The 25429-nt window shown below is 54.8% G+C and carries 23 protein-coding genes; 13 read left to right on the plus strand and 10 right to left on the minus strand.

From position 1 onward, the window contains the following. The first annotated feature begins 38 nt into the window (after nucleotides 1-38). Both bioH and GC087_RS01825 read left to right on the plus strand, forming a co-directional pair. Nucleotides 39-815: a pimeloyl-ACP methyl ester esterase BioH gene (bioH, locus tag GC087_RS01820; RefSeq protein WP_262959572.1), complete on the plus strand. Its 777-nt coding sequence runs from the start codon at nucleotides 39-41 to the stop codon at nucleotides 813-815. 169 nt (nucleotides 816-984) lie between these two features. Continuing rightward, nucleotides 985-1254 carry a YdgH/BhsA/McbA-like domain containing protein gene (locus tag GC087_RS01825; protein WP_033741618.1) on the plus strand — a complete coding sequence of 90 codons (270 nt, stop codon included), beginning with the start codon at nucleotides 985-987 and terminating at the stop codon, nucleotides 1252-1254. On the opposite strand, the gene GC087_RS01830 is transcribed toward GC087_RS01825, so the two are convergent. The 4 genes from GC087_RS01830 to yjbE all read right to left on the minus strand — a co-directional run bounded on the left by GC087_RS01830 (nucleotide 1255) and on the right by yjbE (nucleotide 6462). Then, the gene (locus tag GC087_RS01830; protein WP_324029516.1) at nucleotides 1255-2940 is read right to left on the minus strand and encodes a sugar phosphorylase; all 1686 of its coding nucleotides are present in this window, start codon (nucleotides 2938-2940) and stop codon (nucleotides 1255-1257) included. It lies immediately after the preceding gene. Between the two features lie 224 nt (nucleotides 2941-3164). Beyond that, entirely contained in the window at nucleotides 3165-5489 is a 2325-nt protein-coding gene (locus tag GC087_RS01835) for a Tex family protein (protein ID WP_262959570.1), read from the minus strand. 99 nt (nucleotides 5490-5588) lie between these two features. Next, nucleotides 5589-6065 carry a transcription elongation factor GreB gene (greB, locus tag GC087_RS01840; RefSeq protein ID WP_033741594.1) on the minus strand — a complete coding sequence of 159 codons (477 nt, stop codon included), beginning with the start codon at nucleotides 6063-6065 and terminating at the stop codon, nucleotides 5589-5591. A gap of 148 nt (nucleotides 6066-6213) precedes the next feature. Further along, entirely contained in the window at nucleotides 6214-6462 is a 249-nt protein-coding gene (yjbE, locus tag GC087_RS01845; RefSeq protein ID WP_006121012.1) for an exopolysaccharide production protein YjbE, read from the minus strand. Between the two features lie 533 nt (nucleotides 6463-6995). On the opposite strand from yjbE, the gene ompR reads away from it, so the two are divergent. Together ompR and envZ are read left to right on the plus strand one after the other, a co-directional pair. After that, on the plus strand, nucleotides 6996-7715 hold the full coding sequence (gene ompR / locus GC087_RS01850) for an osmolarity response regulator transcription factor OmpR (protein WP_001157751.1): 720 nt from the start codon (nucleotides 6996-6998) through the stop codon (nucleotides 7713-7715). Further along, entirely contained in the window at nucleotides 7712-9076 is a 1365-nt protein-coding gene (gene envZ / locus GC087_RS01855; RefSeq protein ID WP_006121011.1) for a two-component system sensor histidine kinase EnvZ, read from the plus strand. The genes ompR and envZ overlap by 4 nt, the downstream gene beginning before the upstream one ends. A gap of 36 nt (nucleotides 9077-9112) precedes the next feature. On the opposite strand, the gene pckA is transcribed toward envZ, so the two are convergent. The 5 genes from pckA to GC087_RS01880 form a co-directional block, all read right to left on the minus strand. Beyond that, the gene (gene pckA / locus GC087_RS01860; RefSeq protein WP_054686900.1) at nucleotides 9113-10732 is read right to left on the minus strand and encodes a phosphoenolpyruvate carboxykinase (ATP); all 1620 of its coding nucleotides are present in this window, start codon (nucleotides 10730-10732) and stop codon (nucleotides 9113-9115) included. Nucleotides 10733-11013: 281 nt separating this feature from the next. Next, on the minus strand, nucleotides 11014-11880 hold the full coding sequence (gene hslO, locus GC087_RS01865; RefSeq protein ID WP_006121009.1) for an Hsp33 family molecular chaperone HslO: 867 nt from the start codon (nucleotides 11878-11880) through the stop codon (nucleotides 11014-11016). Between the two features lie 46 nt (nucleotides 11881-11926). Further along, nucleotides 11927-12328: a ribosome-associated heat shock protein Hsp15 gene (gene hslR, locus GC087_RS01870; RefSeq protein WP_006121008.1), complete on the minus strand. Its 402-nt coding sequence runs from the start codon at nucleotides 12326-12328 to the stop codon at nucleotides 11927-11929. Next, nucleotides 12325-12990, minus strand: a complete 666-nt coding sequence (yrfG, locus tag GC087_RS01875; protein WP_394550769.1) for a GMP/IMP nucleotidase — start codon at nucleotides 12988-12990, stop codon at nucleotides 12325-12327. Before yrfG ends, hslR begins: the two co-directional genes overlap by 4 nt. Before the next feature lie 57 nt (nucleotides 12991-13047). After that, nucleotides 13048-15183: an intracellular growth attenuator family protein gene (locus tag GC087_RS01880; RefSeq protein ID WP_262959569.1), complete on the minus strand. Its 2136-nt coding sequence runs from the start codon at nucleotides 15181-15183 to the stop codon at nucleotides 13048-13050. A 387-nt stretch (nucleotides 15184-15570) separates the two neighbouring features. Between GC087_RS01880 and nudE the strand changes: the two genes are divergently transcribed. After that, nucleotides 15571-16137 carry an ADP compounds hydrolase NudE gene (gene nudE / locus GC087_RS01885; RefSeq protein ID WP_054686903.1) on the plus strand — a complete coding sequence of 189 codons (567 nt, stop codon included), beginning with the start codon at nucleotides 15571-15573 and terminating at the stop codon, nucleotides 16135-16137. Nucleotides 16138-16199: 62 nt separating this feature from the next. On the opposite strand, the gene mrcA is transcribed toward nudE, so the two are convergent. Continuing rightward, nucleotides 16200-18752, minus strand: coding sequence for a peptidoglycan glycosyltransferase/peptidoglycan DD-transpeptidase MrcA (gene mrcA, locus GC087_RS01890; RefSeq protein ID WP_039342670.1), 2553 nt, complete (start codon nucleotides 18750-18752; stop codon nucleotides 16200-16202). Between the two features lie 116 nt (nucleotides 18753-18868). Here mrcA and pilM point away from each other — a divergent pair, with 116 nt between their 5' ends. The 8 genes from pilM (at nucleotide 18869) to GC087_RS01930 (ending at nucleotide 25426) form a co-directional block, all read left to right on the plus strand. Then, nucleotides 18869-19675 (plus strand): pilus assembly protein PilM, encoded by an 807-nt coding sequence (pilM, locus tag GC087_RS01895; protein WP_324029518.1) that lies wholly within the window; start codon nucleotides 18869-18871, stop codon nucleotides 19673-19675. Next, nucleotides 19675-20217: a PilN domain-containing protein gene (locus GC087_RS01900; protein WP_262959567.1), complete on the plus strand. Its 543-nt coding sequence runs from the start codon at nucleotides 19675-19677 to the stop codon at nucleotides 20215-20217. The genes pilM and GC087_RS01900 overlap by 1 nt, the downstream gene beginning before the upstream one ends. Next, on the plus strand, nucleotides 20210-20698 hold the full coding sequence (gspM, locus tag GC087_RS01905; protein ID WP_172913555.1) for a HofO family protein: 489 nt from the start codon (nucleotides 20210-20212) through the stop codon (nucleotides 20696-20698). The genes GC087_RS01900 and gspM overlap by 8 nt, the downstream gene beginning before the upstream one ends. Further along, nucleotides 20685-21080: a HofP DNA utilization family protein gene (locus GC087_RS01910; protein ID WP_072209546.1), complete on the plus strand. Its 396-nt coding sequence runs from the start codon at nucleotides 20685-20687 to the stop codon at nucleotides 21078-21080. Before gspM ends, GC087_RS01910 begins: the two co-directional genes overlap by 14 nt. Next, a complete protein-coding gene (gene hofQ / locus GC087_RS01915; protein ID WP_080752836.1) occupies nucleotides 21016-22287 on the plus strand; it encodes a DNA uptake porin HofQ in 1272 nt (423 codons plus the stop codon). The genes GC087_RS01910 and hofQ overlap by 65 nt, the downstream gene beginning before the upstream one ends. A 363-nt stretch (nucleotides 22288-22650) precedes the next feature. Further along, nucleotides 22651-23172, plus strand: coding sequence for a shikimate kinase AroK (gene aroK, locus GC087_RS01920; protein WP_033741572.1), 522 nt, complete (start codon nucleotides 22651-22653; stop codon nucleotides 23170-23172). A 38-nt stretch (nucleotides 23173-23210) separates the two neighbouring features. Continuing rightward, complete coding sequence (gene aroB, locus GC087_RS01925; protein ID WP_058701419.1) at nucleotides 23211-24299, plus strand: 3-dehydroquinate synthase; 1089 nt, start codon at nucleotides 23211-23213, stop codon at nucleotides 24297-24299. A 71-nt stretch (nucleotides 24300-24370) separates the two neighbouring features. Then, a complete protein-coding gene (locus GC087_RS01930) occupies nucleotides 24371-25426 on the plus strand; it encodes an SPOR domain-containing protein (RefSeq protein ID WP_033741569.1) in 1056 nt (351 codons plus the stop codon). Nucleotides 25427-25429 lie beyond the last annotated feature (3 nt).

The raw sequence follows: 25429 nt of genomic DNA on the forward strand, positions 1-25429 counted from the left end.
AGTGGCCTCCTTATTAATGAATGATGGAAGCATAACGGATGAGCTCACTTTACTGGCATACCTGCGGCGAAGGAGATAACGATCTTGTGCTGCTGCACGGTTGGGGACTGAATGCGGAAGTGTGGCAAAACATCGTGCCGCGACTCAGCACGCATTTCCGTCTGCACTTAGTGGATTTACCCGGTTATGGCCGCAGCCAGGGATTCCCGGCAATGTCGCTGGAAGCGATGGCACAGGTGCTTGAGCCGCATCTGCCCTCGCGCGCCACTGTACTGGGCTGGTCTCTGGGCGGGCTGGTTGCCACGCAGCTGGCGTTGAGCGTCCCCGAACGATTACGTGCCCTGATTACCGTCGCCTCGTCACCTTGCTTTACCGCCCGCGATAACTGGCCTGGGATTGCCCCTTTAACCTTACATAACTTTCAGCAGCAGCTGAGTCAGGACTTTCAGCGTACCGTTGAGCGTTTTCTGGCTCTGCAAACCATGGGCTCGGAAAGCGCCCGCGCCGATGCACGCCAGCTGAAAGACATTGTGCTGTCACAGCAGATGCCCGACGTAGCGGTGCTGAATGGTGGTCTGCAGATTCTGAGTGAATGCGATTTACGTGACAGGCTTGCCACGCTTTCGCTGCCTTTTCTGCGCATCTATGGCGCGCTGGATGGTCTGGTACCCCGTCGCATTGCGCAACAGCTTGACCAACAGTTACCGGCATCGCCTTCTGTTGTGACAGACAAAGCCGCACATGCGCCGTTTATTTCTCATCCTGACGCCTTCTGCCAGCATATTATTTCATTTATCAGCGGATTAGACAGTTAACCCAGACCGTAACTGGCAAATTTCTGTGTAGCAGCAATACTTGATGAGTGAGCAAGGCCGCTGCACTTCTATGCGATTAGTCAGGGAGATGACTATGCCGTTCGATATAGCCTTAAGCGATTTGCGGCTGCTTACATCTCAACAATGGATCATGAATGAGGGTAGACAAATGAAGGTTATGAAATGGGTAGTTGCATCAGTGATGATGGGCGCAGTGTCATTTTCTGCACTGGCGGCGAAAGAAGTCACCAAAGAAGAAGTGCAGAAGATGAATCTGACCAAAATTGGTACCGTAAACACCACGGCAGAAACCACCTCGCCAATGGATGCCAAGAAGAAGCTGTCAAAAGCAGCGGATGAGAAGGGCGGCAAGTACTTCCGGGTGATCGCGGGCCGTGAGCACGGTAAGTTCAGTGCAACTGCGGAAGTGTACAAGTAATTAGCGTAGCCACATGAATTGCCAGGCATCCAGCACCACAGGCTGGGTGCCATCCACCTTCTCACCTCTGATCACATCCTGAAAAAGGCGCGCTTCGGGTAACTGCGCTTTAACCTGTCTGCCACTGAGATTAAATACACACAGTAACGCATCGCAGCGGGCGGGCTCATCACGCTTCATTATTAACAGCGCATTGTCACTCTGAAAGAGCTGCATCGGATTATCAGGATGGAAAGCGGCCAGACGGCGACGCTGCTGAATCAGTTTACTCAAATGCGTATAAACCTGATGGCGTAAACCGTTCCTGTTTGCCAGCGCGTCTTCAATCTCCGGCATCGCATATTTTTGCCGGTTGATCGCCCGGTTATGGCCGGCTTCGCGTACGCCCTCATAATCGTTACGTGCACCCAGTATGCTCTGGATATAAATGGCGGGTACGCCCGGAAACGCCAGTAAGATAGCGTGCGCTAACATAAAGCGTTTGAGCCGCGTTTCATCGTCATCGCCTTCACGGTTGAGCGCGTCGAAATAGGTCACGTTGATTTCATAGGGGCTGGTCGTGCCATCAGGATTATTTTTGTACGAGATCAGCGCACCTTCCAGCGCCAGATCGCGCACCAGGGCGGTAATTTCCACTTCAGATAAAATACCGCGTGCCGGATTCAGGCCAATACCATCGTGCGATGCCAGGAAATTGAAAAAAGTGGTATTGCCATTGCCTGTCGTAAGGGTACTGGCCCATTGGCGTAACGCACGCGCCGAGCCGGTGTGGATGGCGTGCAGCACCAGCGGCGGCAGCGAGAACTGGTACACCATCTGGGCTTCATCATAACCCTTGCCGAAATAGCTGATGTTGTCTTTATGCGGCACATTGGTTTCAGTAATGATCACGGTGCCCGGTGCAACCTCGTCGGCGATGGCACGAAACAGTTTGACCAGCAGATGCGTTTTTTCGAGGTGAATGCACGTGGTGCCGGGTGTTTTCCACATATAGCCCACTGCATCCAGCCGTACGTAATCGGCTCCACGTTTCAGGTAGTCGAGCAGGACCTCAACCATGCGCAGCAGCACGTCAGGGCTGGCAAAGTTCAGGTCAATTTGATCGGCGCTGAAGGTGGTCCAGACAAAACGAATGTCACCGTTTGCCAGCGTGAACGGGGTGAGCAAGGGCGACGTCCGTGGCCGCGTTACCGCACTCAGATCGGTAGTGGGCGGCAGGCTTATAAAAAAATCATCCCAGCCCGGATCCTGTGCAAGATAATGCTTAAACCATGCGCTGTGCGCCGACATATGGTTACAGACAAAATCGAACATCAGTCGTGTTTCCTGATGCAGCAGGGCAATGTCATGCCAGTCGCCACATAACGGATTGACCTGATGGTAATCGATGACGGAAAAACCGTCGTCGGACGAATAAGGATAGAACGGCAGAAGGTGCACCAGTGGAAAGGTCGACTGCAAATGCTGCTGATAAAAGCGTGAGAAAGTGTGGAGCGTAGGCGTATTCGGTTCGCGAAACTGATCGGCATAGGTAATCAGTACGACATCCTGTTCGTCCCAGTGCGCTTTACGTGGCAATTTTGTGGTATCGCGAGCGTCTGCAATCAGGACGAGCAGGCGTTCACGTAAAGCCTGTGGAAAGGCATCGGCATAAATCGCATCGAGTAAAGCAGTGATTTTTTCCATTTTAAGGGGCTGCCACAGCGGGTGTCGTTATTATCACGGGCGTCTTTTTAGCGTAGCGTCAGGGTGAGGATTTTCAACTTAATCGCACGCGCAGCCAGCGAAAGGGCGCAACGGCTTGCTGACAGGCAAAGCCTGGCGGAGGGCTAAGAACAGCGTAAAGGGGAAGGGAGGGTGAAGCGTCGCCTCCTTCCGCACCGGGAAAGAGGCGACGTAACCGCCGTTAACTAGCGCTTCTTACCGAAGGCCGCAGCCAGGGCATCACCCATGGCGCTGTTACCTGCTGGCTGACTGGCGGGACGCGCCCGGCCTTTGTTCGCTGCGGGACGTCTTTCCTCACGTGCCGTGCTGCTCTTACCACTGCGGGCATGGCCTTCACCCGGCTGCTCGTCAAGACGCATAGTAAGCGCGATACGTTTACGCTGCAGATCCACTTCCATGACTTTGACTTTGACGATGTCGCCCGCCTTCACGACCTGATGCGGATCGTCCACAAACTTATCGGACAGGGAAGAGATATGGACCAGCCCGTCCTGATGAACGCCAATATCCACGAAAGCACCGAAGTTAGTGACGTTAGTGACCGCACCTTCCAGCACCATGCCCGGCATCAGGTCGTTCAGGGTTTCCACGCCTTCCGCGAACTGCGCGGTTTTAAACTCAGGACGGGGATCGCGGCCGGGTTTTTCCAGCTCTTTCATGATGTCAGTCACGGTCGGCAAGCCGAAACGCGCATCGGTAAAGTCCACAGCGTTCAGATTCCGCAGGCTGGCCGGATTGCCCATCAAATCGGTCAGGGCCTGTTCCGTGGCCGCCAGAATGCGCTCGACGACCGGATAGGCTTCGGGGTGAACCGTAGACGCATCCAGCGGGTTATCGCCGTGATTGATACGCAGGAAGCCTGCGCATTGCTCAAAGGCTTTCGGCCCCAGGCGGCTCACCTTGAGTAACTGCTGACGATTCTGAAAACGCCCGTTTTCGTCACGCCAGCCGACGATATTTTGCGCCATCATGCGCGTCAGACCTGCTACGCGCGTCAGCAGCGGTACGGAAGCGGTGTTCAGATCAACGCCGACGGCATTCACGCAGTCTTCCACGACCGCATCCAGCTTTTTCGCCAGCTGACTCTGGCTGACGTCATGCTGATACTGGCCTACACCGATGGATTTCGGGTCGATTTTCACCAGCTCGGCAAGCGGATCCTGTAAGCGGCGGGCAATGGAAACCGCCCCGCGCAGGGAGACATCCAAATCCGGGAACTCCTGCGCCGCTAACTCTGACGCGGAGTAGACCGATGCGCCCGCTTCGCTGACGATCACTTTTTGCGCCGTGACCTGCGGGAACTGCTTTTGCAGATCAAGGAAGAAACGTTCGGTTTCACGTGAGGCGGTACCGTTTCCGATCGCCACCAGTTCGACCTGGTGCTTCACGCACAGCGCCGCCACGGCCGCCGCCGCTTTCGCGGCCTGGCCAGTATGGGGATAAACGGTATCGGTGGCGACCAGCTTGCCGGTGGCGTCAACGACGGCAACTTTCACGCCGGTACGCAGGCCCGGATCCAGGCCCATAGTGGCACGCATGCCCGCAGGTGCCGCCATCAACAGATCGTGCAGGTTGCGTGCAAAGACGTTGATGGCCTCATCTTCGGCCCGCTCGCGAACCGTGCCCATCAGCTCGGTTTCCAGATGCAGCATCACCTTGATGCGCCAGGTCCAGCTGACCACAGCCTTGCGCCAGCTGTCGGCGGGCGCGTTATTCAGTCTCAGGTTCAGGTGTTCGGCAATCAGGGTTTCGCCATGACTTTCGCGCGGTGGCTCATCAAATTGCGGATCGGCATTCAGTGACAGTTGCAGCACGCCTTCGTTACGTCCGCGCAGCATCGCCAGTGCACGGTGAGACGGTACGGTATGCAGCGGCTCATGGTGGTTGAAATAGTCGCGGAATTTCGCGCCCGCTTCCTCTTTACCTTCCACCACTTTCGATACCAGATGGGCATTCTTCCACAAATAGTGGCGTACTTTAGCCAGCAGCGCGGCATCTTCAGCAAAGCGCTCCATCAGAATATAGCGCGCGCCATCAAGGGCTGCGCGAACATCGGCGACACCGTTATCGGCATTCACATAACCGGCAGCCAGCTGCTCCGGATCGTGCGAGGGATCCTGCCACAATGTCTCGGCCAACGGCTCCAGACCGGCTTCGATGGCGATTTGCCCACGGGTGCGGCGTTTGGGTTTGTAGGGCAGGTAAAGATCTTCGAGTTCTGTTTTGCTGAGCGTTGCATTGATGGCCTGAGCCAGGTCGTCGGTGAGTTTTCCCTGTTCCTCAATGGATTTCAGGATGGCCTGCCTGCGTTCAGCGAGTTCACGCAGGTAGCCGAGGCGGGTTTCCAGCTGGCGGAGTTGCGTATCATCCAGACCGCCCGTCACCTCTTTACGATAACGTGCAATGAATGGCACGGTATTCCCTTCATCCAACAGGCGGACGGCGGCGTCAACTTGCTCGGGGCGCGCCTGGAGCTCACTTGCAATTAGCTGGCTAAGAACATTCATCATCGGACTATTATGCTTTCTGGGTTGAGAAATAGCCGATAGTTATACGGATTGATGGGCGAAAATGCCAGAGAATGGGCCTGCTTTCAGCGATATTCTGAATCAGGCTTCAATATAGCTAATTTCATTAACATACCAGGCGGCCGGCCCGGCTGGCGTCTCAACAATAGCCATATCACCGACCGCTTTTTTTAACAGCGCACGGGCCATCGGCGAGTCAATCGAGATGTAATCCTTACGGCCAAAAATTTCATCGTAGCCCACGATACGAAAGCGTTTCACTTCACCGTCGTCATTCTCGACTTCCACCCAGGCACCAAAAAATACTTTGCCGTCCTGTTGGGGCGAATAATCCACAATACGCAGTTGCTCAAGACTTTTGCTGAGATAGCGGACGCGGCGGTCAATCTCGCGCAAACGCTTCTTATTGTACTGGTAATCGGCATTTTCACTCCGATCGCCCAGGCTGGCAGCCCAGGTCACTTTTTTGGTGACCTCGGGTCGCTCTTCCCGCCACAGATAATCAAGTTCAGCTTTTAAGGTGTTAAAACCTTCACGGGTAATCAGTCGCGTTCTCATGTACTGCAGCCGGTCAAATCAAAAGAGCTTCAGTGTAAAGCAAATCCGGTGTGGCGAAAAAGGGGGCGAGAAAAGGGTTTTTAACAGGCTAAAAACCCTTTTACTGCGCTTCACGCTCAGGGAAGCACAATGAGGCGAGGAGGCTGACTTATTTACCCGCTTTGGTCGACGTCGTGGTTGAGGTGCTGCTGCTGTTACCATCACCGCCGCCACCGCCTGCGGTCGCCAGCGCTACGCCCAACAGCGCGCCAATGGCACCAATACCGATGGCATTGGAGTTGCCCTGAGCGGTTGTGGTGGCCTGTGCACCGGCGGCTTCACCGGCTGCAGGGGCGGCATAACTTTGGCTGATGCTGGACAAGGCCAGTACGCTCAGCAGTAAGATCGTTTTTTTCATGTTTTCCCCGTAAAGCGACAGATTGGCGTTGCTTTAGTCTGGGTGATATCAGGCAGTACGCAAAGTGAGCTTTACTGATTGATTTATTGGACTTTAGCTGCAAGTGGACTCATTAAAAGCGGATCTCATACTAATCCGAGAACGGTCGCGTATTATCCTGTTTTTTTGCGGAAGAATATGCTGTTATCAGAGTCATAAACCGCAGCTTGCCGGAGAAGCGGGCAATAACGGATTCGATTTAAGTCAAATTTTCTGGCAACCCGTTGTTTTTGTTAGCGCGATTATTACTGGTACGGTGTTAAAACCAGTAAATAGCGGAATTTTAGCCAATATTTCAGATTTGCCGTATTCTGTCCCACGGAGGACGAAACGGAACGGCTTCTCCGTCAGCAGAACGTGAATTTAAATATAAGCTGCTGTTTAATATGCTTTGTAACAATTTTGACTAGAATATAAACCATTAAACACTGTCGCTGTGCCACATGTTTTTTTAACAATATTGGCTCAGGCAATCGCGCCTTTGGGAGTTAAAAATGCAAGAAAACTACAAGATCCTGGTCGTCGATGACGATATGCGTTTACGCGCTCTGCTTGAACGCTACCTTACCGAACAAGGCTTTCAGGTGCGCAGTGTCGCCAACGCCGAGCAGATGGATCGTCTGTTAACCCGCGAATCCTTCCATTTGATGGTGCTGGATCTGATGCTGCCTGGCGAAGATGGGCTGTCGATTTGCCGCCGTCTGCGTAGCCAGAGCAACCCCATGCCTATCATCATGGTCACGGCTAAGGGTGAAGAAGTGGACCGTATCGTGGGGCTGGAAATCGGTGCGGACGACTATATTCCCAAGCCATTCAACCCGCGTGAACTGCTGGCGCGCATTCGTGCCGTGCTGCGTCGTCAGGCCAATGAGCTGCCCGGTGCGCCTTCGCAGGAAGAAGCGGTCATCGCGTTTGGTAAGTTCAAGCTCAATCTGGGCACGCGGGAAATGTTCCGTGAAGATGAACCTATGCCGTTAACCAGCGGCGAATTCGCCGTGCTTAAGGCGCTGGTGAGTCACCCACGTGAGCCGCTGTCGCGCGATAAACTGATGAACCTGGCCCGCGGTCGTGAGTACAGTGCTATGGAGCGTTCCATTGACGTTCAGATCTCTCGCCTGCGCCGCATGGTGGAAGAAGATCCGGCTCACCCACGCTACATCCAGACCGTTTGGGGCCTGGGTTACGTCTTTGTGCCGGACGGCAGTAAAGCATGAGGCGGTTGCGCTTCTCGCCACGAAGTTCGTTTGCCCGCACCCTGCTGTTGATCGTTACCTTGCTGTTTGTCAGCCTGGTAACGACCTACCTGGTGGTGCTGAACTTCGCCATTCTTCCCAGCCTGCAACAGTTCAATAAGGTTCTGGCGTATGAAGTCCGTATGCTGATGACGGACCGTTTACAACTGGAAGATGGCACGCAGCTGGAAGTGCCACCCGCGTTTCGCCGAGAAATCTATCGTGAACTGGGTATTTCGCTCTATACCAATGCGGCAGCAGAGGAGAGCGGACTGCGCTGGGCACAGCACTATAAGTTCCTCAGCGATCAGATGGGGCAGCAGCTTGGTGGCCCGACCGATGTGCGCGTCGAGGTTAATAAAAACTCCCCGGTTGTCTGGTTAAAGACCTGGCTGTCGCCCGATATCTGGGTGCGCGTGCCGCTGACTGAAATTCACCAGGGTGATTTCTCGCCGCTGTTCCGCTATACCCTGGCGATAATGTTGCTGGCGATCGGCGGGGCCTGGCTATTTATCCGCATACAAAACCGCCCGTTGGTGGACCTGGAACACGCCGCACTGCAGGTCGGCAAAGGCATTATCCCGCCGCCACTGCGTGAGTATGGCGCGTCAGAAGTGCGCTCGGTCACGCGCGCGTTCAACCAGATGGCGGCAGGCGTTAAACAGCTCGCTGACGACAGAACGTTGCTCATGGCGGGCGTCAGCCACGATTTACGTACGCCGTTAACCCGTATTCGCCTCGCCACAGAGATGATGAACGAGCAGGATGGCTATCTGGCCGAATCGATCAATAAAGATATCGAAGAGTGCAATGCCATCATAGAGCAGTTCATTGACTACCTGCGCACCGGTCAGGAAATGCAGACCGAACTGGCCGACCTGAACAGCGTTTTAGGTGAAGTGGTGGCCGCAGAAAGCGGTTACGAGCGTGAAATCGAAAATGCGGTGATGGCGGAAGAGTTGATGCTGGAGATTAATCCCCTTTCCATTAAACGTGCGCTGGCTAACCTGGTGGTGAACGCAGCACGTTATGGAAATGGCTGGATCAAGGTCAGCAGCGGTCGGGAACTGCATCGCGCCTGGTTCCAGGTTGAAGACGATGGCCCGGGTATTAAACCCGATCAACTGGCCCATTTGTTCCAGCCCTTTGTGCGCGGTGACAGTGCGCGTAGCACCAGCGGTACCGGTCTGGGACTGGCTATCGTGCAGCGTATTATCGATGCACATCAGGGTTCGCTGGAAATTGGCGACAGTGAGCGGGGAGGATTACGCATCCGTGCCTGGCTGCCGTTAGCAGAAACCCCGGAAGCGGTTCAAAACAGCGGCAATCTTTCGCTGAGCTAAAACAACGGCGCGGCGGTTCAGGCCGCGCCGTGGCGATTAGCGCTGTGGACCGGCTTTAACCAACGCGGCACCTGCCGCATTATCGGTATACTTCTCAAAGTTAGTGATAAAACGCTGGGCCAAATCATCCGCCGCAGCGTGCCACTTCGCTTCACTTTCCCAGCTACGACGTGGATCCAGGGTGTCTTCATCCAGATCGCCCAAGGTTTTAGGGACCTGAAGGTTGAATACCGGCAGCGTTTCCGTTGGCGCATCATCCAGTTCACCGGCCAGAATCGCGTTGATAATGGCGCGGGTATTTTTCAGCGAAATGCGTTTTCCACTGCCGTTCCAGCCGGTGTTAACCAGATAAGCCTGCGCACCGGCCGCTTCCATGCGCTTCACCAGCACTTCTGCATACTGCGTGGGGTGCAGTGTCAGGAAGGCGGCACCAAAGCAGGCTGAGAATGTTGGCGTGGGGGCGGTCACACCGCGTTCCGTGCCGGCAAGCTTGGCGGTGAATCCCGACAGGAAATGGTACTGCGTCTGCTCTGGCGTTAAACGGGAGACCGGAGGCAGTACGCCAAAGGCATCGGCGGTCAGGAAAATCACCTTCTTCGCATGACCTGCTTTGGAAACCGGCTGCACGATATTATCGATGTGATGAATCGGATAGGAGACGCGGGTGTTTTCGGTTTTGCTGTCATCCGCAAAATCGATACTGCCGTCTTCACGCACCACAACGTTTTCCAGCAGCGCATTGCGGCGAATGGCGCGGTAGATTTCGGGCTCGGCCTGCTCAGAAAGATTAATCGTTTTGGCGTAGCAGCCACCTTCAAAGTTAAACACGCCGTCATCGTCCCAGCCGTGTTCATCATCGCCAATAAGCTGGCGATCCGGATCGGTAGACAATGTGGTTTTACCCGTGCCGGACAGACCAAAGAACACCGCCACGTCACCGGCTTTACCCACGTTGGCCGAGCAGTGCATTGACGCAATGCCTTTCAGTGGGAGCAGGTAGTTCATGATTGCGAACAGCCCTTTTTTCATCTCCCCGCCATACCAGGTGCCGCCAATCAGCTGCATCCTTTCCGTCAGGTTAAAGGCCACGAAGTTCTCAGAATGCAGTCCCTGCGCCTGCCAGTCCGGATTGGTGCATTTTGCGCCGTTCATGACCACAAAATCCGGCGTGAAGTTATCCAGTTCGGCAGCGCTGGGCTGGATAAACATGTTTTTCACAAAGTGTGCCTGCCAGGCCACTTCGGTAATAAAGCGTACGCTCAGGCGTGAGTCAGGATTGGCACCGCAGAAGGCATCCACAATAAACAGACGCTTACCTGAAAGCTGCTGCGTCACGCATTTTTTCAGCGCTTGCCAGGTTTCCTGCGACAGAGGCTGGTTATCGTTTTTTCCGGTGCCTTGATCGTTCCACCACAACGTATCGCGCGTGGTGTCATCCCGGACGATGTACTTATCCTTAGGCGAGCGCCCGGTAAACACCCCGGTATCGACTGCGATTGCGCCGCTTTGCGTCAGGGTGCCACGCTCAAAACCTTCGAGCTCCGGGCGCATCTCTTCCTGAAATAACGTGTCGTAATCAGGGTTGTGAACCACCTCAGTGGTATCGGTGATGCCCAGATCGGCAAGGGCTTTCGAGGTCAGGCCGTTAACGCGCATTTTACTGCTCCTTAAATCGGTGTCTGTTCTGTACGGGCAAAAAGAGTTTGGGATCGTGTCGGTCAAAGGCCGCCCGGTCAGGCGAGGAGACAGATCGCGCGCAGTGTACTCTACTGAGTCTGAGGGGGAAGGTATGTTCTTTTAAAAATGCGACTCAGGGCGCGTTAAGGTCGTGTTTCGAACGTTTTTAAGATGTTAAGAAAGTAAAAAAAGATAATTTATCAAGTAAATTAAGGGCATAGCAAAGCAGAGGTGAGGGCGGCAGAACCGCCCTGGTCGGATCAGTGAAGACGGTTGCTGTTTTCCACGGAGTTGCTGCGGATACCGGCAATATCGACAGCATCGAAAACATAATGCGATCCGCAATAGTCGCAATGCATATCGATTTTGCCGTCTTCGGCAATAATCTCATCGACTTCTTCCTGCGGCAGCGTTTTCAGGACCTCGCCGCAACGTTCGCGCGAGCAGGTACATTTGTAGATCACCGGCTGGGGATCGTAAACGGTCACTTCTTCCTGATGGTACAGTCGCCAGAGCACATCAGTTGCCGGCAGGTCGATCAATTCTTCTGTTTTAATCGTCTCTGTCAACGTAGCGAGATGGTCGAAATCCTCTTTATCCGTGTCCTGCGCGGGCAGAACCTGTAACAGAATCCCGGCGGCGCCTGCATCGCTGGTGCGGATAAACAGTCGGGTTGGCAGCTGTTCTGAACGCATGAAGTAATCTTCCAGGCATTCGCTCAGCGTGTCACCTTCCAGACCGACCACGCCCTGATAGCGCTCACCTTTTTCTGGCGTAATCGTAATCACCAGATAGCCGTTGCCCACCATGCTCTTAAGCGTGCTGTCGTCAGGGATCTCGCCTTTCATTCGCGCGACACCGCGTAATTCCTGCTGATTATTCCCATTGATCACGGCCAGCGTCAGCGGACCATCGCCCTGCAACTGCACGGTGATCTCACCATCAAATTTCAGCGTCGCGGTAAGCAGGCTGGTTGCCACCAGTAACTCACCCAGCAGGGTTTGCACAGCGGGTGGATAATCGTGGTTTTTAATGGTTTCACGCCAGGTGTTTGAAACGTTGACCAGTTCGCCGCGAACAGCAGCATTTTCAAACAGATAACGGCGCAGTTGATCGTTTACAGACATAATTTTTCTCTCTTTGGGCGGGCGGTGAGCGGCATCAAGGCCTGTCTTACTCATCACCCGATAACTTAAATTTCATCAAATCGCGGCGCTCTTTTTTGTCAGGCCGGCGATCGGGATGGGGCATAGTCAGCGCATTCATTTTGCGCGCCAGCGCCATTTTTTCGCGCTTCTCAATGCTGGCGTCCGTTTCACGATAAAGCTGCTGCGCTTCACTGGCCGGGCGCCGCTGTTCGCTGATCCCGGTAATTACGACGGTACGTTCATCATTGCCCTGGCGCAGGGTTAGCTCCGCATCACGTTCAACCAGCTTACTTGGTTTGCTGCGCTGACCATTGTAATGAACCTTACCGCCTTCAATCATCTCGCGCGCAATGGAACGGGTTTTATAGAACCGCGCCGCCCAAAGCCATTTATCAAGACGAACACCGTCTTCAGATTTTTCTTTCATAGCTGCTCCCAGGCCTGGATCACTGTGCGGTAATGGCTTATTGCATAGTGACGCTGAAAGGGTTGTTCGGGACGACCGGAATCAGGATTACGGATGCCTAAACACCAGCCGATTCCCCAGGATTTAGCGACATCAAGAAGGATTTCGTTGTCATCAATGAACAATGTTCGTGATGCATCAAAGCCCGTGTGTTGCGCGACCGCCTGCCACAAACGTTGATCTTCTTTCGGATAGCCAAAGGTATGGGTGGAAAGTAATAAATCAAGGTGTGGTGCTAAACCTGTTTGTCGTCGTTTAACGTCCAGATTCCAGGGATGCGCATTGGTCAGCAGAATAGTGCGCTTACCTGCGCGCCGCAGCATCTGCAGAAAAGGCAGCGTATCGGGCCGTAAGCGGACGCGATGACGGTGTGCCCAGAGCATCGCGTGGATATCCAGTTGCAGGGCCTCTGACCAGTAGTCCAGACAATACCAGTTTAGCGTATGGGACACGGCCTGATATTTTTCTTCCATCAACTGCCGCGCGTGTTTGACAGGGATGCCCCGATGCGCGCTCAGCGCATCCGGCACCTGTTCCCGCCAAAAGACGCGGTCAAACGCCAGATCCAGTAACGTGCCGTCCATATCCAACAGCACGGTATCAATATCAGAACCGTTACACATCATGGCGGATTTACCCATTGCCTTTTCGCGCAACAGGGTAGCACAGTTGCAGGCCGGTCAGAATACGGAGCGCACGCCCTGTATAGTGCTGAGGGAAGGGTTAAAGCACGTGTCGTAGTATTGCTGAATCGCGAGCATACGCTGACGATTCCGATGTATACGACGCAGCGCCAGCAGGCCGTTAGTCAGGCCACAGGCCAGGAGCACGATTAACAGCAAGGCGGCACCGAGATAGCGCCATTTTGCCATCGCATCAGGTTCATTATGCAGGGCGATATGGCGCGTGCCGTTGGCATCTGTGTAGATGTTCGTGATGATGCCCGTCGCGCTGAACGGCGTGTGCAACAGCAGTGAGGACAGACGTTGCAGCTCCTGCCATTGTGAGGCCGCATCCAGATCAAACAAGGGAACCGCGGGCTGAGGCTGGTTGACTAACTGATGCCCTTCGTCGCTGACAATCACAAACCCGCCCGGCGGTGGGCTGTTGAGATTTTCTGTGGCACGACGCGTTTCACGATAAAAGAAGGTCGACGTCGCGGTGTGCACCAGATTTTCCAGCGCTTCCGCGCTGACAGGGCGCAGCAGGACATTCATCCCGTTAAGTTGACCGGAATCGGCGCGGCTGACTAATGTGTCCCAGTCTTTGGCATTGCCCAAATTCACCAACGCGTTTTTAAGCCGAACACAGTCCTGTGCCTGGCTGCACAGCGCCTGCGTTTTCAACACCAGATCGGAAAAGTCATCCAGCAAAATCATGCCTGATTTCTGAATTGCAGACGCTAACTGCGGATTCAGTTTGGGGTCCGTATTGGTTTCGGGATGCAGCTGTTTTGTGGTGGTTTCCAGAAGCGCGGAGGCTTTCTCAATAATATCTGAGTGAGGCAGTGGCAGAGGCGTAGCGTTATTCCAGTAGATCTGCGAGCAGTCGAACGGCATGTAGATATAAGTGCGATTGCTTTGATAATTGCCCGGCACGGCACACATTCCGGTCCCGGTAACCTTCAGGCTGTCACCCACTTTCAAATCTTCACGACTCAGTTGATTGACGCTACTGACATCAAGGCTGTCAGTACCTTTTACCCATGCAAGGCTGAGCTTGATGGGCATACTGAGCGGTATCCAGGTGAGTAAGAAGGCCAGAACAATAAAGGCACCGCAGGCCAGAACGACATTTTTCCGCCAGCGCTGAAGCGGAAAGTTTTTTACCTCGTCCTGCAAAGAAAGAAAACGGCCCTGACGCACCACCTGACGGTTAAGATAAATTTCGACGTCTGTAACCTGTCCCAGGTCGTGAGCGACGTAAGGCTGCCAGTGCGCAGGATAAATCAGGTCGATAATTCCCAGCGTGATGTTGCTCTGCTCTTGATTGGACTCGCCAAACAAGCCCCAGCGTTTTGGCGCGCCGCGCAGGCAGTGGATCTCACGCAGACCATTTTCACCGGGAATCCGGTACATTAACCACAGACTTGCGACGACCATCGCGCTGGCAATCACCACCAGCCAGATCATCAGACTTGTGGGTAATAACAAACCAATAAAAAACATCATCAACGCAAACGAGATGATAACGGCCTCGCGCGTGCCATCCGGGCGGGACAGTCGATACTCTTCCAGGGTTTCTTTGCGCACCCGAACTAACTCAACGTTTTCGCTTTCGGCCTTACGGATAGAGGCATTTGTGGATGCCGGACGTATCAGATTAGGCAGTGACTGCTGATCAATCGCGTAATCCACCAGCGAGTGGCCGTTTAACGAAATGATGAGTGGGATCGATTGCGTACGGATCAACTCAACGTAATTTTCATCGGTGATGTACTGTTCCCACAGCGGCGGCAAATGGACTTCAACTTCATCCAGATAGTAGCGCCACTTATGCGGATCGTCGGTGGAAAGCCCATAGCGGGTAATCGCGCGGGTAACCGGATAAACATTGTTGCTCTGGGCGGTCAGCACCAGCTTTTCGTGCCGACGACGGGATTCACCAGGGCTGAGAATACGGGGTTGTTTTTCCAGGGCGGCAAGATACTGCTCTACGGCTCTGCGCTCTCTTTCAGTCAGTTTACGGCAGGGCGGGCTGATGAATGGCAACGGTTTCGCCAACGGCGGCCTGCGCCGCATAGCGTACCAAAATCCAATACCTGCCAGAATTGAACAGGTTAGCACTAAGGCCAATATAATAATTATTGTGCTCATGCTTTGCTCAATTCAGCCAAAATACTGCCTTCACTTTAGACTTACGTCCCCAGACGCGCCCCTGATTTCAGGCGATTGATGGGAGGTTAAACAACTCTGACAAGTTTAACAACAAACAAAATTGTACTGTAAATCATTTGATTAGGCGTTATTACAGCACACAGTGCCAGAATAGTAACTATCATGCACATAGTATTGTATCGGCATTGTCTGAATTTTGAAGGCAGATATTGACTAACGCAAATTTTTTGTGCCCGAAATAGAGCCGTTATTGCATAGAGAAAACGTCGGCTGCGTAACCGGATGACGTCATTGAGTCGCACAATGCTCCACGGTTAGGTATGCTAATTCGCTACGGAGTGCTGGCGCAGCAAGTTTGAGGCTGATATGAAAAAGTCGTTAAAAAAACCTGACATCCTCAATGTAGAAACCGTAGCACGTTCACGGTTGTTTACTGTCGAAGCGGTCGACCTGGCCTTCAGCAATGGCGCCCGGCGCATTTATGAACGCATGAAACCGTCGGAACGCGAGGCAGTCATGATTGTGCCCATTATTGATGATCATCTGATTCTGATCGAAGAGTATGCCGTGGGCCTGGAAAGCTATGAACTGGGCTTTCCAAAAGGCTTAATCGATCCGGGTGAAACGGTCAATCAGGCGGCCGACCGTGAACTGAAAGAGGAAGCGGGATTCGGGGCTGGCCAGTTAACTATGCTGGGTAAACTGACGATGGCACCGTCCTATTTTTCCAGCAAGATGAACATCGTGGTTGCAGAAGGGCTTTACCAGGAGAAGCTGGAAGGGGATGAGCCTGAGCCGCTGGTGGTCCACCGTTGGCCGTTAAGCAACATGCTGGCGTTACTGCAGGAGCCTGATTTCCGCGAAGCGCGCAACGTCAGTGCGTTGTTTATGGTGCGTGAGTGGCTGGTGAAGCAGGGCCGTCTGCATTACTGATTGAGCACCAGATTTCCGGGCGGTAAAAAGCGGAGAGGCGGCCAGGCCGCCTCTCACGTTTATCAGAACAGTTCGTGACTTTCGCCATTGTCCATGATGGTCGTACCTGCATCATGAACCGAATATTCGGTTGGCTGTGTTCCGTTGATAAAGTACTCCTGACGTGTGTTTCCTCCGCCATTGGCCAGCTTGCCCGTACTGCGGTCAATGGTCACGGTAACAATGCCCTCAGGCGGCGTTAACGGCTGAACAGGTACACCTTCAAGGGCCACTTTCATAAAGTCATCCCATGCAGGCTGTGCACTCTTCGCCCCGCCTTCATAGCCCGAAATCTGATCGGGAATGGCACCAGAAAGCGTACTGCGACCCAGATCGCGACGCGCATCATCGAAGCCGATCCACACCGAGGTCACCACGCCCGGGCCGTAACCCGAGAACCAGGCATCTTTGGAGCTGTTAGTCGTCCCTGTTTTCCCGCCGATATCATTACGTTTCAGGTCGCGTCCGGCACGCCAGCCGGTGCCCATCCAGCCTGGCTCACCAAAAATATTACTGTTCAGTGCGCTTTTGATCAGGAAGGACAGCGGTGTGTTAATCACGTGCGGCGCATACTGCTGCTCGCCACCCTGCTGAGGCTGGGCGGGCACTTGCTCCAGCTCAGGCTGCGGCACGGCTTGATTTTGCTGTGGGGCGGACGGGGCAACGTTCTCAACGCTTTCCGCATTCAGCGCCAGCGCTTTTTTGGTTTCACCGTAGATCACCGGTAAGTTGCACTGCGGACAGGCAATTCTGGGTTTCTCTTCGAAAACGGTCTGTCCCTGTTCATTTTCGATCTTACTGATGAAATAAGGATCGATCAGGAAGCCGCCGTTAGCCATCACCGAATAGCCCCGCACGACCTGCAGCGGTGTGAACGACGCGGCACCCAGGGCCAGCGATTCGGTATGCACAATATTCTGTGCCGGGAAGCCAAAACGCTGGAGATACTCTGCGGCGTAATCCACGCCCATTGCACGCATGGCACGAACCATGACAACGTTTTTAGACTGCCCCAGCCCCTGACGCAGACGAATCGGACCATCGTAAGTGGGCGGAGAGTTCTTTGGACGCCAGTCCGCACCGGCACCGGCATCCCAGCGAGAAATCGGTACGTCGTTCAGAATGGAGGCCAGCGTTAACCCACGATCCATCGCCGCGGTATACAGGAACGGCTTGATGTTTGAACCCACCTGACGCAGCGCCTGAGTCGCGCGGTTAAACATGCTCTGGTTGAAGTCAAAGCCCCCGACCAGTGCGCGAACCGCACCGTTATTAGGGTCCAGTGAAACCAGGGCCGAGTTCACATCCGGTACCTGGCCCAGCCACCATGTATCGCCGACCTGGCGTACCCAGATCTGCTGGCCCGGCTGAAGCACCTGTGCAATGCTTTTTGGTGTCGGTCCCTGCACTGTGTCCGATTTAAAGGCACGCGCCCAGCGCACGCCCGCCATCGTCAGTGACACATTGCTGCCATCCTTCATCATGACGGTGGCTTCGTCACTCTGGACATGCGTTACGACGGCCGGATGAAGCGGCCCGTACAGAGGCAGATTTTTTAATGCTTTAACAATCTGCGTTTGCCCCCAGGCTGGCTCGCCGACTTTCCACAGCACGCTGGTAGGGCCACGATAGCCGTGACGCATATCGTAGGCGATGACGTTGTTCTGCACGGCTTCCTGCGCGGATTCCTGCAGACGGCGCGTCACGGTGGTGTAAACCTTGTAACCATCGGTATACGCATTATCGCCATAGCGTTTCACCATTTCCTGGCGCACCATCTCGGTCAGATAGGGCGCGGAGAAGACGATTTTCGGGCCATGATAGCTGGCGACCAGCGGCGCATTACGTGCTTCATCATATTGCTGCTGGGTGATGTATTTCTGGTCCAGCATACGAGCCAGCACCACATTGCGCCGGGCGACAGCACGACTGTGGGAATACAGCGGGTTAAAGGTTGACGGGGCTTTCGGCAGCCCGGCGATGGTCGCCATTTCACTCAACGACAGCTCGCCAACGGGTTTGCCAAAATACACCTGCGAGGCTGCGCCAACGCCATAAGCCCGGTAGCCGAGATAGATTTTATTCAGGTAAAGCTCAAGAATTTCGTCTTTATTCAGCAACTGCTCAATGCGAATCGCCAGAAAGGCTTCCTTTACCTTACGCATCAGGGAGCGTTCCGGACTGAGGAAAAAGTTACGCGCCAGTTGCTGTGTGATGGTACTGGCCCCCTGGGACGCATGGCCTGAAACCAGCGCAACGCTGGCGGCACGGAAAATCCCGATGGGATCCACACCGTGATGCTCATAGAAGCGGCTGTCTTCCGTCGCAATAAACGCATGGACCATGTCAGGTGGAACCTGCTGCAGGCTAAGCGGAATACGGCGCATTTCACCATACTGGGCGATAAGATCACCGTCGGCGCTGTAAACCTGCATAGGGGTTTGCAAACGCACATCTTTCAGTGTGTTAACGTCGGGTAACTGGGGCTCTATATATTTGTACAAACCATAAATCGAGCCAGCTCCCAGCAAGATGCAACACACTGCAAGGATTAATAAATACTTTACGAACTTCACCTGAGATTTCCCATCTGTTGTCGTTTGGGCAGTTTATAAGCAACCGCGCAGTAGTATAAAGGCAAGCCAGACGCTTTGATATGTCCATTTTTCCGGACGATAAGGAGATCGCGCGCATGGCTTTTCACACCTGGCAAATTGGACTGGATATTCAGAACCGGCAGTGCTGTGCCCTTGCCATCCTGCGTCGTCGCCGGGGTTGGCAATTATGCCACTGGTGGCAGCAACGGCTGCCGCAAGATACGTTAAGAAACGGTGTGCTGCAATCTTCCCCTGCATTGCTGTCTGTATTAAGCCAGTGGCGTAAGTTGTTACCACGGCGCTATACGTTACGGGTCTGTCTTCCCGCGTATCTGGCACTACAGCAACCGCTTTCTCTGCCTGATCCGCCCTTAAAAGAACCCGCACTGGGCCGCTTTGTCCGGGCATCCGCTCAGCGTCTTTTCCCGGTGGACCCCAGTGAACTGACCCTGGATTACCGTGTCGATACCAACCTGGAACGGCTAAGCGTCACGGCTGCACGGCGGGATGTCGTTACGCAGTGGCGGACACCGCTGGAGCAGGCCGGCCTTAAATGCTCTGTATTTGAACTGGCAACGAACGCACTCAACATCGTCGCAGAACAGGCGCAACTGGCTGCGGGAAGTGTAGTGGTTTTACGCCAGGATGCACGTTACCTGTGGAGCGATGGCGTCAACGCCGCACTTTTTGCCGGAGAGGGCGGTTTTGACGCGCTACGTGAGCAGGCTTTTCCCCACGCGACGTCGCTTTATTATTGTGATGCCGATAACGCATTGCCGCCGGCTGGCACGGTGCCGTTCTCTCCCCTGCAAACATTTCGCTATCAGCAGCCACCTTTGCCCGCGCATCCGGGGGCCTTCGTCCTGGCCGCCGGGCTGGCGTTGCGGAAAGAGGATTGCTGATGGTCGCTGTGAACCTTCTTCCCTGGCGGCACTGGCGCTGGCAGCGTCAACGGCGTCAGAGCTTACGTATACTGGCTGTCACGTCAGGACTGGTCGTGTTGCTGGTGGCAGGACAGTGCTGGCGGAACCATAAGGCGCTCAGACGGGTTCAGCGTCAGCATGTCGGCCTCAGTCATGCCCTTAAGGCCGCTGAACAGCAGGTGGCGCAGCAACAGCGATTGTTGAAACAACTGGATGAGGCGCAGCAGCGCCGCCACTGGCTGCACCAGCAGAGCAGGCAGTTTCACGTCTGGCAGCAACTCTGGCTTGCGTTGCCTGCTTTGCTGCCTGACGGGCTGTGGTTAACGCGACTGGATAAACGGGAAACGTCGTTACAACTGGAGGGCAAAGCGCAGCATATGCAGGAGATTCGCGCCTTTCGCCAGCGCTTAAGCGATGTGGCGCTGTTTTCACAGATCAAACAAGGCAATGTGCAACGCCAGCCTGAAGGGGAGTATCGCTTCGTCTTGCATATTCGCCTTAAGGAGGCGACTAGTGAGTAGCCTTACCGGGCACTGGATGCGGTTAGCTCCACCGCTGCGTTATGGCAGCCTGTTGGCGGGCGCGGTCTGCCTGCTGTGTGTGGCCTGGTGGACCGTGCTACAGCCGCAAAAACGGGTGCTGGCTGATGCCAGGCATCAATGCGTGCAGCAGCAGGCGCACCTGCAACAGCTGCAGCGACAGTTTGCCCGCTATCCCGCCCTTGCTGTTTTACAGGCACAACTTCAGCAGATTCAGATGGAAAAGCCAGCTGCGTCATCGACGCTGGAGGCGATTATCGCAGAACGGGGTGCAGCGCTTGAGCAGTGGCTGCCCGATGAACAGCCTCGAGCCCTCACTTTCCATCTGCAATGGGCCCAGTTTCCGCCGTTGTTTTCAGCGCTTTCAACGTCTGCAACGGCGTTTCCTGATCGCTTTCAGTTAACCGCTCATTCTGACTATCTGGTGGCGCAACTCTGGCTGGACGCTGATGAAACCCATTAGTGTTGTTCTGCTGTTACTCAGCTGTGGCGCTGGCGTTGCGCAGGCACGCGATCCGTTTCGTCCCCTTCCTGGCGCGGCCTGCCTGGCGGAGGTTGAACCTCTCAGCGAATGGCGTTTGCAGGGCATCATTGGTCGTGCTCCCCGGTTTCAGGGCTGGCTACTGACGCCACAGGGCAAATCTGTTCACGTCCTGAGCGACCAGCCTTTTCCGTTGTTCCCCTGGCAAACCCTCCGGTTTACTTCCCGTTCGCTTCAGCTATTTATTCCGGGCAGTTGCCCGGCCCAACGTTTCACGTTTCATCTCAAAGGACGCCTGCATGATAAGGATAGCGATTCTGACCCTCCTGCTGTTTTGCCAGATCCCCGCTCACGCCAGCCCTGATGAAGGCCTGAGCCTCGCGTTTGATGATGCGCCGATTGAGCGCATTTTACAGGCGCTGGCTGATTACCAGCAGATCAACCTGATGATCTCCCCTGAGGTTAACGGAACGCTGTCACTGCGGCTGGACAACGTCTCCTGGCAACAGGCGCTGTCGCTGGTCGCGCGGATGGCGCAACTGACTGTGCTGGAAGAAGATAACGTTCTGCTGGTTTATCCCGAGCGCTGGCAGCAGCAGCGGCGCGAAGCAGAAAAGGTACAACAGGCGGAAGCGCGTCAGCAGCGTCCTTTAATGCAGCGCAGGATCAACCTGCTCTATGCCAGTGCCAGTGAGGTGCATCGCAGCCTGCAAGGGGAACGCCAGTCGCTTATGACATCGCGCGGGAGCGCCTCTGTGGACACGCGCACCAACAGCCTGTTGCTACGCGACATTGAACCGGCGCTGCAAGACACGGAGCGCTGGATTCAGGCGCTGGATGTGCCGCTGGAACAGGTTGAGCTGGCGGCCCATATCGTGACGATTAGCGAAGAGAATCTGCATGAGCTGGGCGTCAACTGGCGACTGTCTGAGGATAGTGAAAGCCTCAGCCGGGCTTTACATCACCCGCTTCTGGCTATTCCCCTGGGGCTGACCTCGCCCGCTGTTTCGCTGGGCGTCACGTTGTCGCGGACAGGCGGCAGAGTGCTGGATCTGGAGCTCAGTGCGCTGGAGCAGGAAAACCAGGTTGAAATCATCGCCAGCCCACGGCTTTTTACGTCGCATCAGCAAACCGCGTCGATTAAACAGGGCACCGAAATCCCTTATGAAGTCTCAGCCGGTAACAGCGGCGCAACCAGTATCGAATTCAAAGAAGCGGTGCTGGGCATGGAAGTCACGCCCACCGTTTTAGGCAATGGCCGCATTCAGTTGAAAATACGTATCAGCCAGAACGTGCCGGGGCGCGTGGTTCAGACCAGCGCCTCGCAGGTGCTGTCGATTGATAAGCAGGAAATGGAAACGCAGGTGACGGTTAACGACGGGCAAACACTGGCCCTGGGCGGTATTTTCCATCAGCAGCGCACTCAGGGGCAAACGCAGGTGCCGTTACTTGGCCGTCTGCCTGTCGTGGGGGGATTATTCCGCCAGCAGGCTGAAGAACATAAAAAACGCGAGCTGGTGATCTTCATGACGCCGCGATTGGTCAGGGAAGCAGCGCTTACGGCACGATAAAACGGAAAATGTGCCCTTAAAGTTTAACTGCGTTGACGCAGGACAGGAATTAGCTTACAAGGTTTAGCGATTTTTAACACGTTGTAAGCGTCTGAGTTGGAAGAACCCGGCAAGCAGATGAGCGAATTCCTCTGTACGCAGTCATGTCACAACGCTTTACTGACGCCTTACAGTTTCGCGAACAACAGGCCAATTCAGAAATGGATGTGCTGTAAGCAATATAATCGGTTGCCAAACAGCCTTGAGTGTTGAGATAATTTTTCGTCTGACTCTTGCTAACGCTCATGAGGTCTCAGTTCCTGTCCCGCCAGTAAAATGCTGAAAGCGGGGTATCATTAACGAATTCTTAGTAATACCGACAAAATGGCAGAGAAACGCAATATCTTTCTGGTTGGGCCGATGGGTGCCGGCAAAAGCACTATTGGCCGTCAGTTGGCTCAGCAACTCAATATGGAGTTCTTCGATTCCGATCAGGAAATTGAGCGACGCACCGGAGCGGATGTGGGCTGGGTTTTTGACGTTGAAGGCGAAGCTGGCTTCCGCGATCGTGAAGAAAAAATCATCAATGAACTGACCGAGAAGCAGGGCATCGTCCTGGCGACCGGCGGTGGCTCCGTAAAATCCCGGGAAACACGTAATCGTCTCTCCGCCCGCGGCGTCGTGGTTTATCTTGAAACCACTATTGAGAAACAACTGGCACGTACGCAGCGTGACAAAAAACGCCCCTTACTGCAGGTCGAGTCGCCACCGCGTGAAGTACTTGAAGCGCTGGCCGCTGAACGCAACCCGCTGTATGAAGAGATCGCCGATGTTACCATCCGCACTGACGATCAAAGTGCAAAAGTGGTGGCGAATCAGATTATCCACATGTTGGAAAAAAGTTGATCCAACGTTTGAAAGCTCTTTGACAGGTATCGAGCATCATGGAGAAGATCACCGTTTCATTGGGGGAACGCAGTTACCCCATCACTATCGCCGCCGGACTGTTTAATGATCCGGCTTCTTTTTGGCCGTTAAAAGCGGGTGATAATGCCATGCTGGTCACGAACGAGACGCTGGCACCGCTTTACCTGGATAAGGTCACGGCGCGGCTAAAGGCGGCGGGAGTGAAGACGGATCAGGTGATTTTGCCCGACGGTGAGCAGCACAAAACGCTGGCGGTGATGGATCAGGTTTTTACCGCCCTCCTGCAAAAGCCCCACGGGCGCGATACCACGCTGGTGGCGCTGGGTGGGGGCGTGATTGGCGATCTTACCGGTTTTGCTGCGGCAAGCTATCAACGTGGTGTGCGGTTCATTCAGGTGCCGACCACGCTGCTGTCTCAGGTTGACTCGTCGGTTGGCGGAAAAACGGCGGTTAACCATCCTCTTGGCAAAAACATGATAGGTGCGTTTTACCAGCCCGCTTCGGTCGTGATTGATACGGAATGTCTCCGGTCACTGCCTCCGCGTGAGCTGGCGTCCGGTCTGGCTGAAGTGATTAAATACGGCATCATTCTGGACGGTGAATTCTTTCACTGGCTTGAGCAAAATCTTGACCGCCTTCTGGCGCTGGATGAAGCCGCGCTGGCCTGGTGCATCCGTCGTTGCTGTGAGCTGAAAGCCGAGGTTGTCGCCGCGGATGAGCGTGAAAACGGTCAGCGCGCATTACTGAATCTGGGTCATACTTTTGGCCATGCCATTGAAGCGCATATGGGCTATGGCAACTGGTTGCATGGTGAAGCGATTGCCGCTGGTATGGTGATGGCGGCGCGAACCGCGCAACGTCTTGGTCAGTTCAGCGAGCAGGATTGCGAACGCGTTATCGCGTTACTGCAGCGCGCCGGTTTGCCGGTAAACGGACCGGTTGAGATGCAGGCCGAAGACTATTTGCCCCATATGATGCGCGATAAAAAAGTGCTGGCGGGCGAATTACGTCTGATACTGCCTTTGGCAATAGGCCGCGCTGAAGTGCGTGGTGGCGTGGCTCATGATATGGTGATGGCGGCAATTAATGACTGCCAGAAATCTTGATATTCAGCAGGTAAGTGGTGACGCGACGCGCGGGTGCGCAGTGCGAACGGCCGCTTTACGGAGGAGGCAAAATGGATGAGTTCAAACCGGATGATGAGTTAAAACCTGACGCCAGTGACCGTCGTCCCTCGCGCCCACGTAAATCGTCCTCTGCGACGAAAGCTCCGGTCTCGCGCCAGCACGTCATGATGGGCGTCGGTATCCTTGTGTTGCTGCTGCTCGTGCTGGGCATTGGCTCAGCGCTCAACGGCGCTGACGACAGCAAATCCGCGTCGTCCTCTACTGACAAAGGCACCGCCACCAGCGGGGCCGCAGGATCGGGCAACGGAAAAAATATTGATCTCAGCGGCTCCACCGCCATGAGCGGCGGTCAGAACGCCACGGGAACAGCACAGCCTTCCACCGGCACTCCGAATGCAGCAGGAGCGGAACCGGCAGCCGGGGCGACAAATGCGCCACGCGATATTTCCATGCCACCGGTTGCATCCACACCCACGCAGGCAGCCCCGGTTGAAACCCCGGCTAATCAGCAACGCATTACATTACCCGGCGACCTGAACAGCGCATTGACCAACCAGCAACAGCAGGTTGATGGCGCCGCACAGGGTGCAGAAGGCAGCAGTTCTCTGCCGACCGCACCCGCTACGGTGAGTGGGAAAGCAGGTGCAGCGGCGAGTCTTCCCGCTACAGGTCGTCAAAACGCCGCGCAGGCACCCGTCACGCCGCGTCATACGCGTGAGCCTGCCAGAACGGCGTCTAAACCCGCAGCCAGCGAGCATAAAACCCACACAACGCCAGCGCACTCATCCGTGAATAACGCGCCGGCAAAAGCGGCGGGCAGTAGCGCTACGGCCAGCAAATCAGTACCGGGCGGCAACTACACGTTGCAGTTGAGCGGCGCATCTAAAGCGGAAAGCCTGAATGCCTGGGCGAAGAAGCAAAACCTGAGTGCGTACCATGTGTATAAAACCACGCGCAATGGTCAACCCTGGTATGTGCTGGTCAGTGGTTCTTACGCCACGCCGGCCGACGCAAAGCGTGCCGTTGCGACATTGCCTGCAGAGGTACGTGCACAGAATCCCTGGGTGAAACCGGTCAGTCAGGTCAGGAAAGAAGCCAGTCAATAAGTG

It is taken from the genome of Pantoea sp. JZ2, from assembly GCF_035191405.1.
GTDB classification, from domain to species: Bacteria; Pseudomonadota; Gammaproteobacteria; order Enterobacterales; family Enterobacteriaceae; genus Pantoea; species Pantoea stewartii.

Coding starts and splice junctions, on each gene's coding strand:
- bioH (WP_262959572.1), top strand. CDS start 39: ATGAGCTCACTTTACTGGCATACCTGCGGCGAAGGAGATAACGATCTT.
- GC087_RS01825 (WP_033741618.1), top strand. CDS start 985: ATGAAGGTTATGAAATGGGTAGTTGCATCAGTGATGATGGGCGCAGTG.
- GC087_RS01830 (WP_324029516.1), bottom strand. CDS start 2,940: ATGGAAAAAATCACTGCTTTACTCGATGCGATTTATGCCGATGCCTTT.
- GC087_RS01835 (WP_262959570.1), bottom strand. CDS start 5,489: ATGATGAATGTTCTTAGCCAGCTAATTGCAAGTGAGCTCCAGGCGCGC.
- greB (WP_033741594.1), bottom strand. CDS start 6,065: ATGAGAACGCGACTGATTACCCGTGAAGGTTTTAACACCTTAAAAGCT.
- yjbE (WP_006121012.1), bottom strand. CDS start 6,462: ATGAAAAAAACGATCTTACTGCTGAGCGTACTGGCCTTGTCCAGCATC.
- ompR (WP_001157751.1), top strand. CDS start 6,996: ATGCAAGAAAACTACAAGATCCTGGTCGTCGATGACGATATGCGTTTA.
- envZ (WP_006121011.1), top strand. CDS start 7,712: ATGAGGCGGTTGCGCTTCTCGCCACGAAGTTCGTTTGCCCGCACCCTG.
- pckA (WP_054686900.1), bottom strand. CDS start 10,732: ATGCGCGTTAACGGCCTGACCTCGAAAGCCCTTGCCGATCTGGGCATC.
- hslO (WP_006121009.1), bottom strand. CDS start 11,880: ATGTCTGTAAACGATCAACTGCGCCGTTATCTGTTTGAAAATGCTGCT.
- hslR (WP_006121008.1), bottom strand. CDS start 12,328: ATGAAAGAAAAATCTGAAGACGGTGTTCGTCTTGATAAATGGCTTTGG.
- yrfG (WP_394550769.1), bottom strand. CDS start 12,990: ATGTGTAACGGTTCTGATATTGATACCGTGCTGTTGGATATGGACGGC.
- GC087_RS01880 (WP_262959569.1), bottom strand. CDS start 15,183: ATGAGCACAATAATTATTATATTGGCCTTAGTGCTAACCTGTTCAATT.
- nudE (WP_054686903.1), top strand. CDS start 15,571: ATGAAAAAGTCGTTAAAAAAACCTGACATCCTCAATGTAGAAACCGTA.
- pilM (WP_324029518.1), top strand. CDS start 18,869: ATGGCTTTTCACACCTGGCAAATTGGACTGGATATTCAGAACCGGCAG.
- GC087_RS01900 (WP_262959567.1), top strand. CDS start 19,675: ATGGTCGCTGTGAACCTTCTTCCCTGGCGGCACTGGCGCTGGCAGCGT.
- GC087_RS01910 (WP_072209546.1), top strand. CDS start 20,685: ATGAAACCCATTAGTGTTGTTCTGCTGTTACTCAGCTGTGGCGCTGGC.
- hofQ (WP_080752836.1), top strand. CDS start 21,016: ATGATAAGGATAGCGATTCTGACCCTCCTGCTGTTTTGCCAGATCCCC.
- aroK (WP_033741572.1), top strand. CDS start 22,651: ATGGCAGAGAAACGCAATATCTTTCTGGTTGGGCCGATGGGTGCCGGC.
- aroB (WP_058701419.1), top strand. CDS start 23,211: ATGGAGAAGATCACCGTTTCATTGGGGGAACGCAGTTACCCCATCACT.
- GC087_RS01930 (WP_033741569.1), top strand. CDS start 24,371: ATGGATGAGTTCAAACCGGATGATGAGTTAAAACCTGACGCCAGTGAC.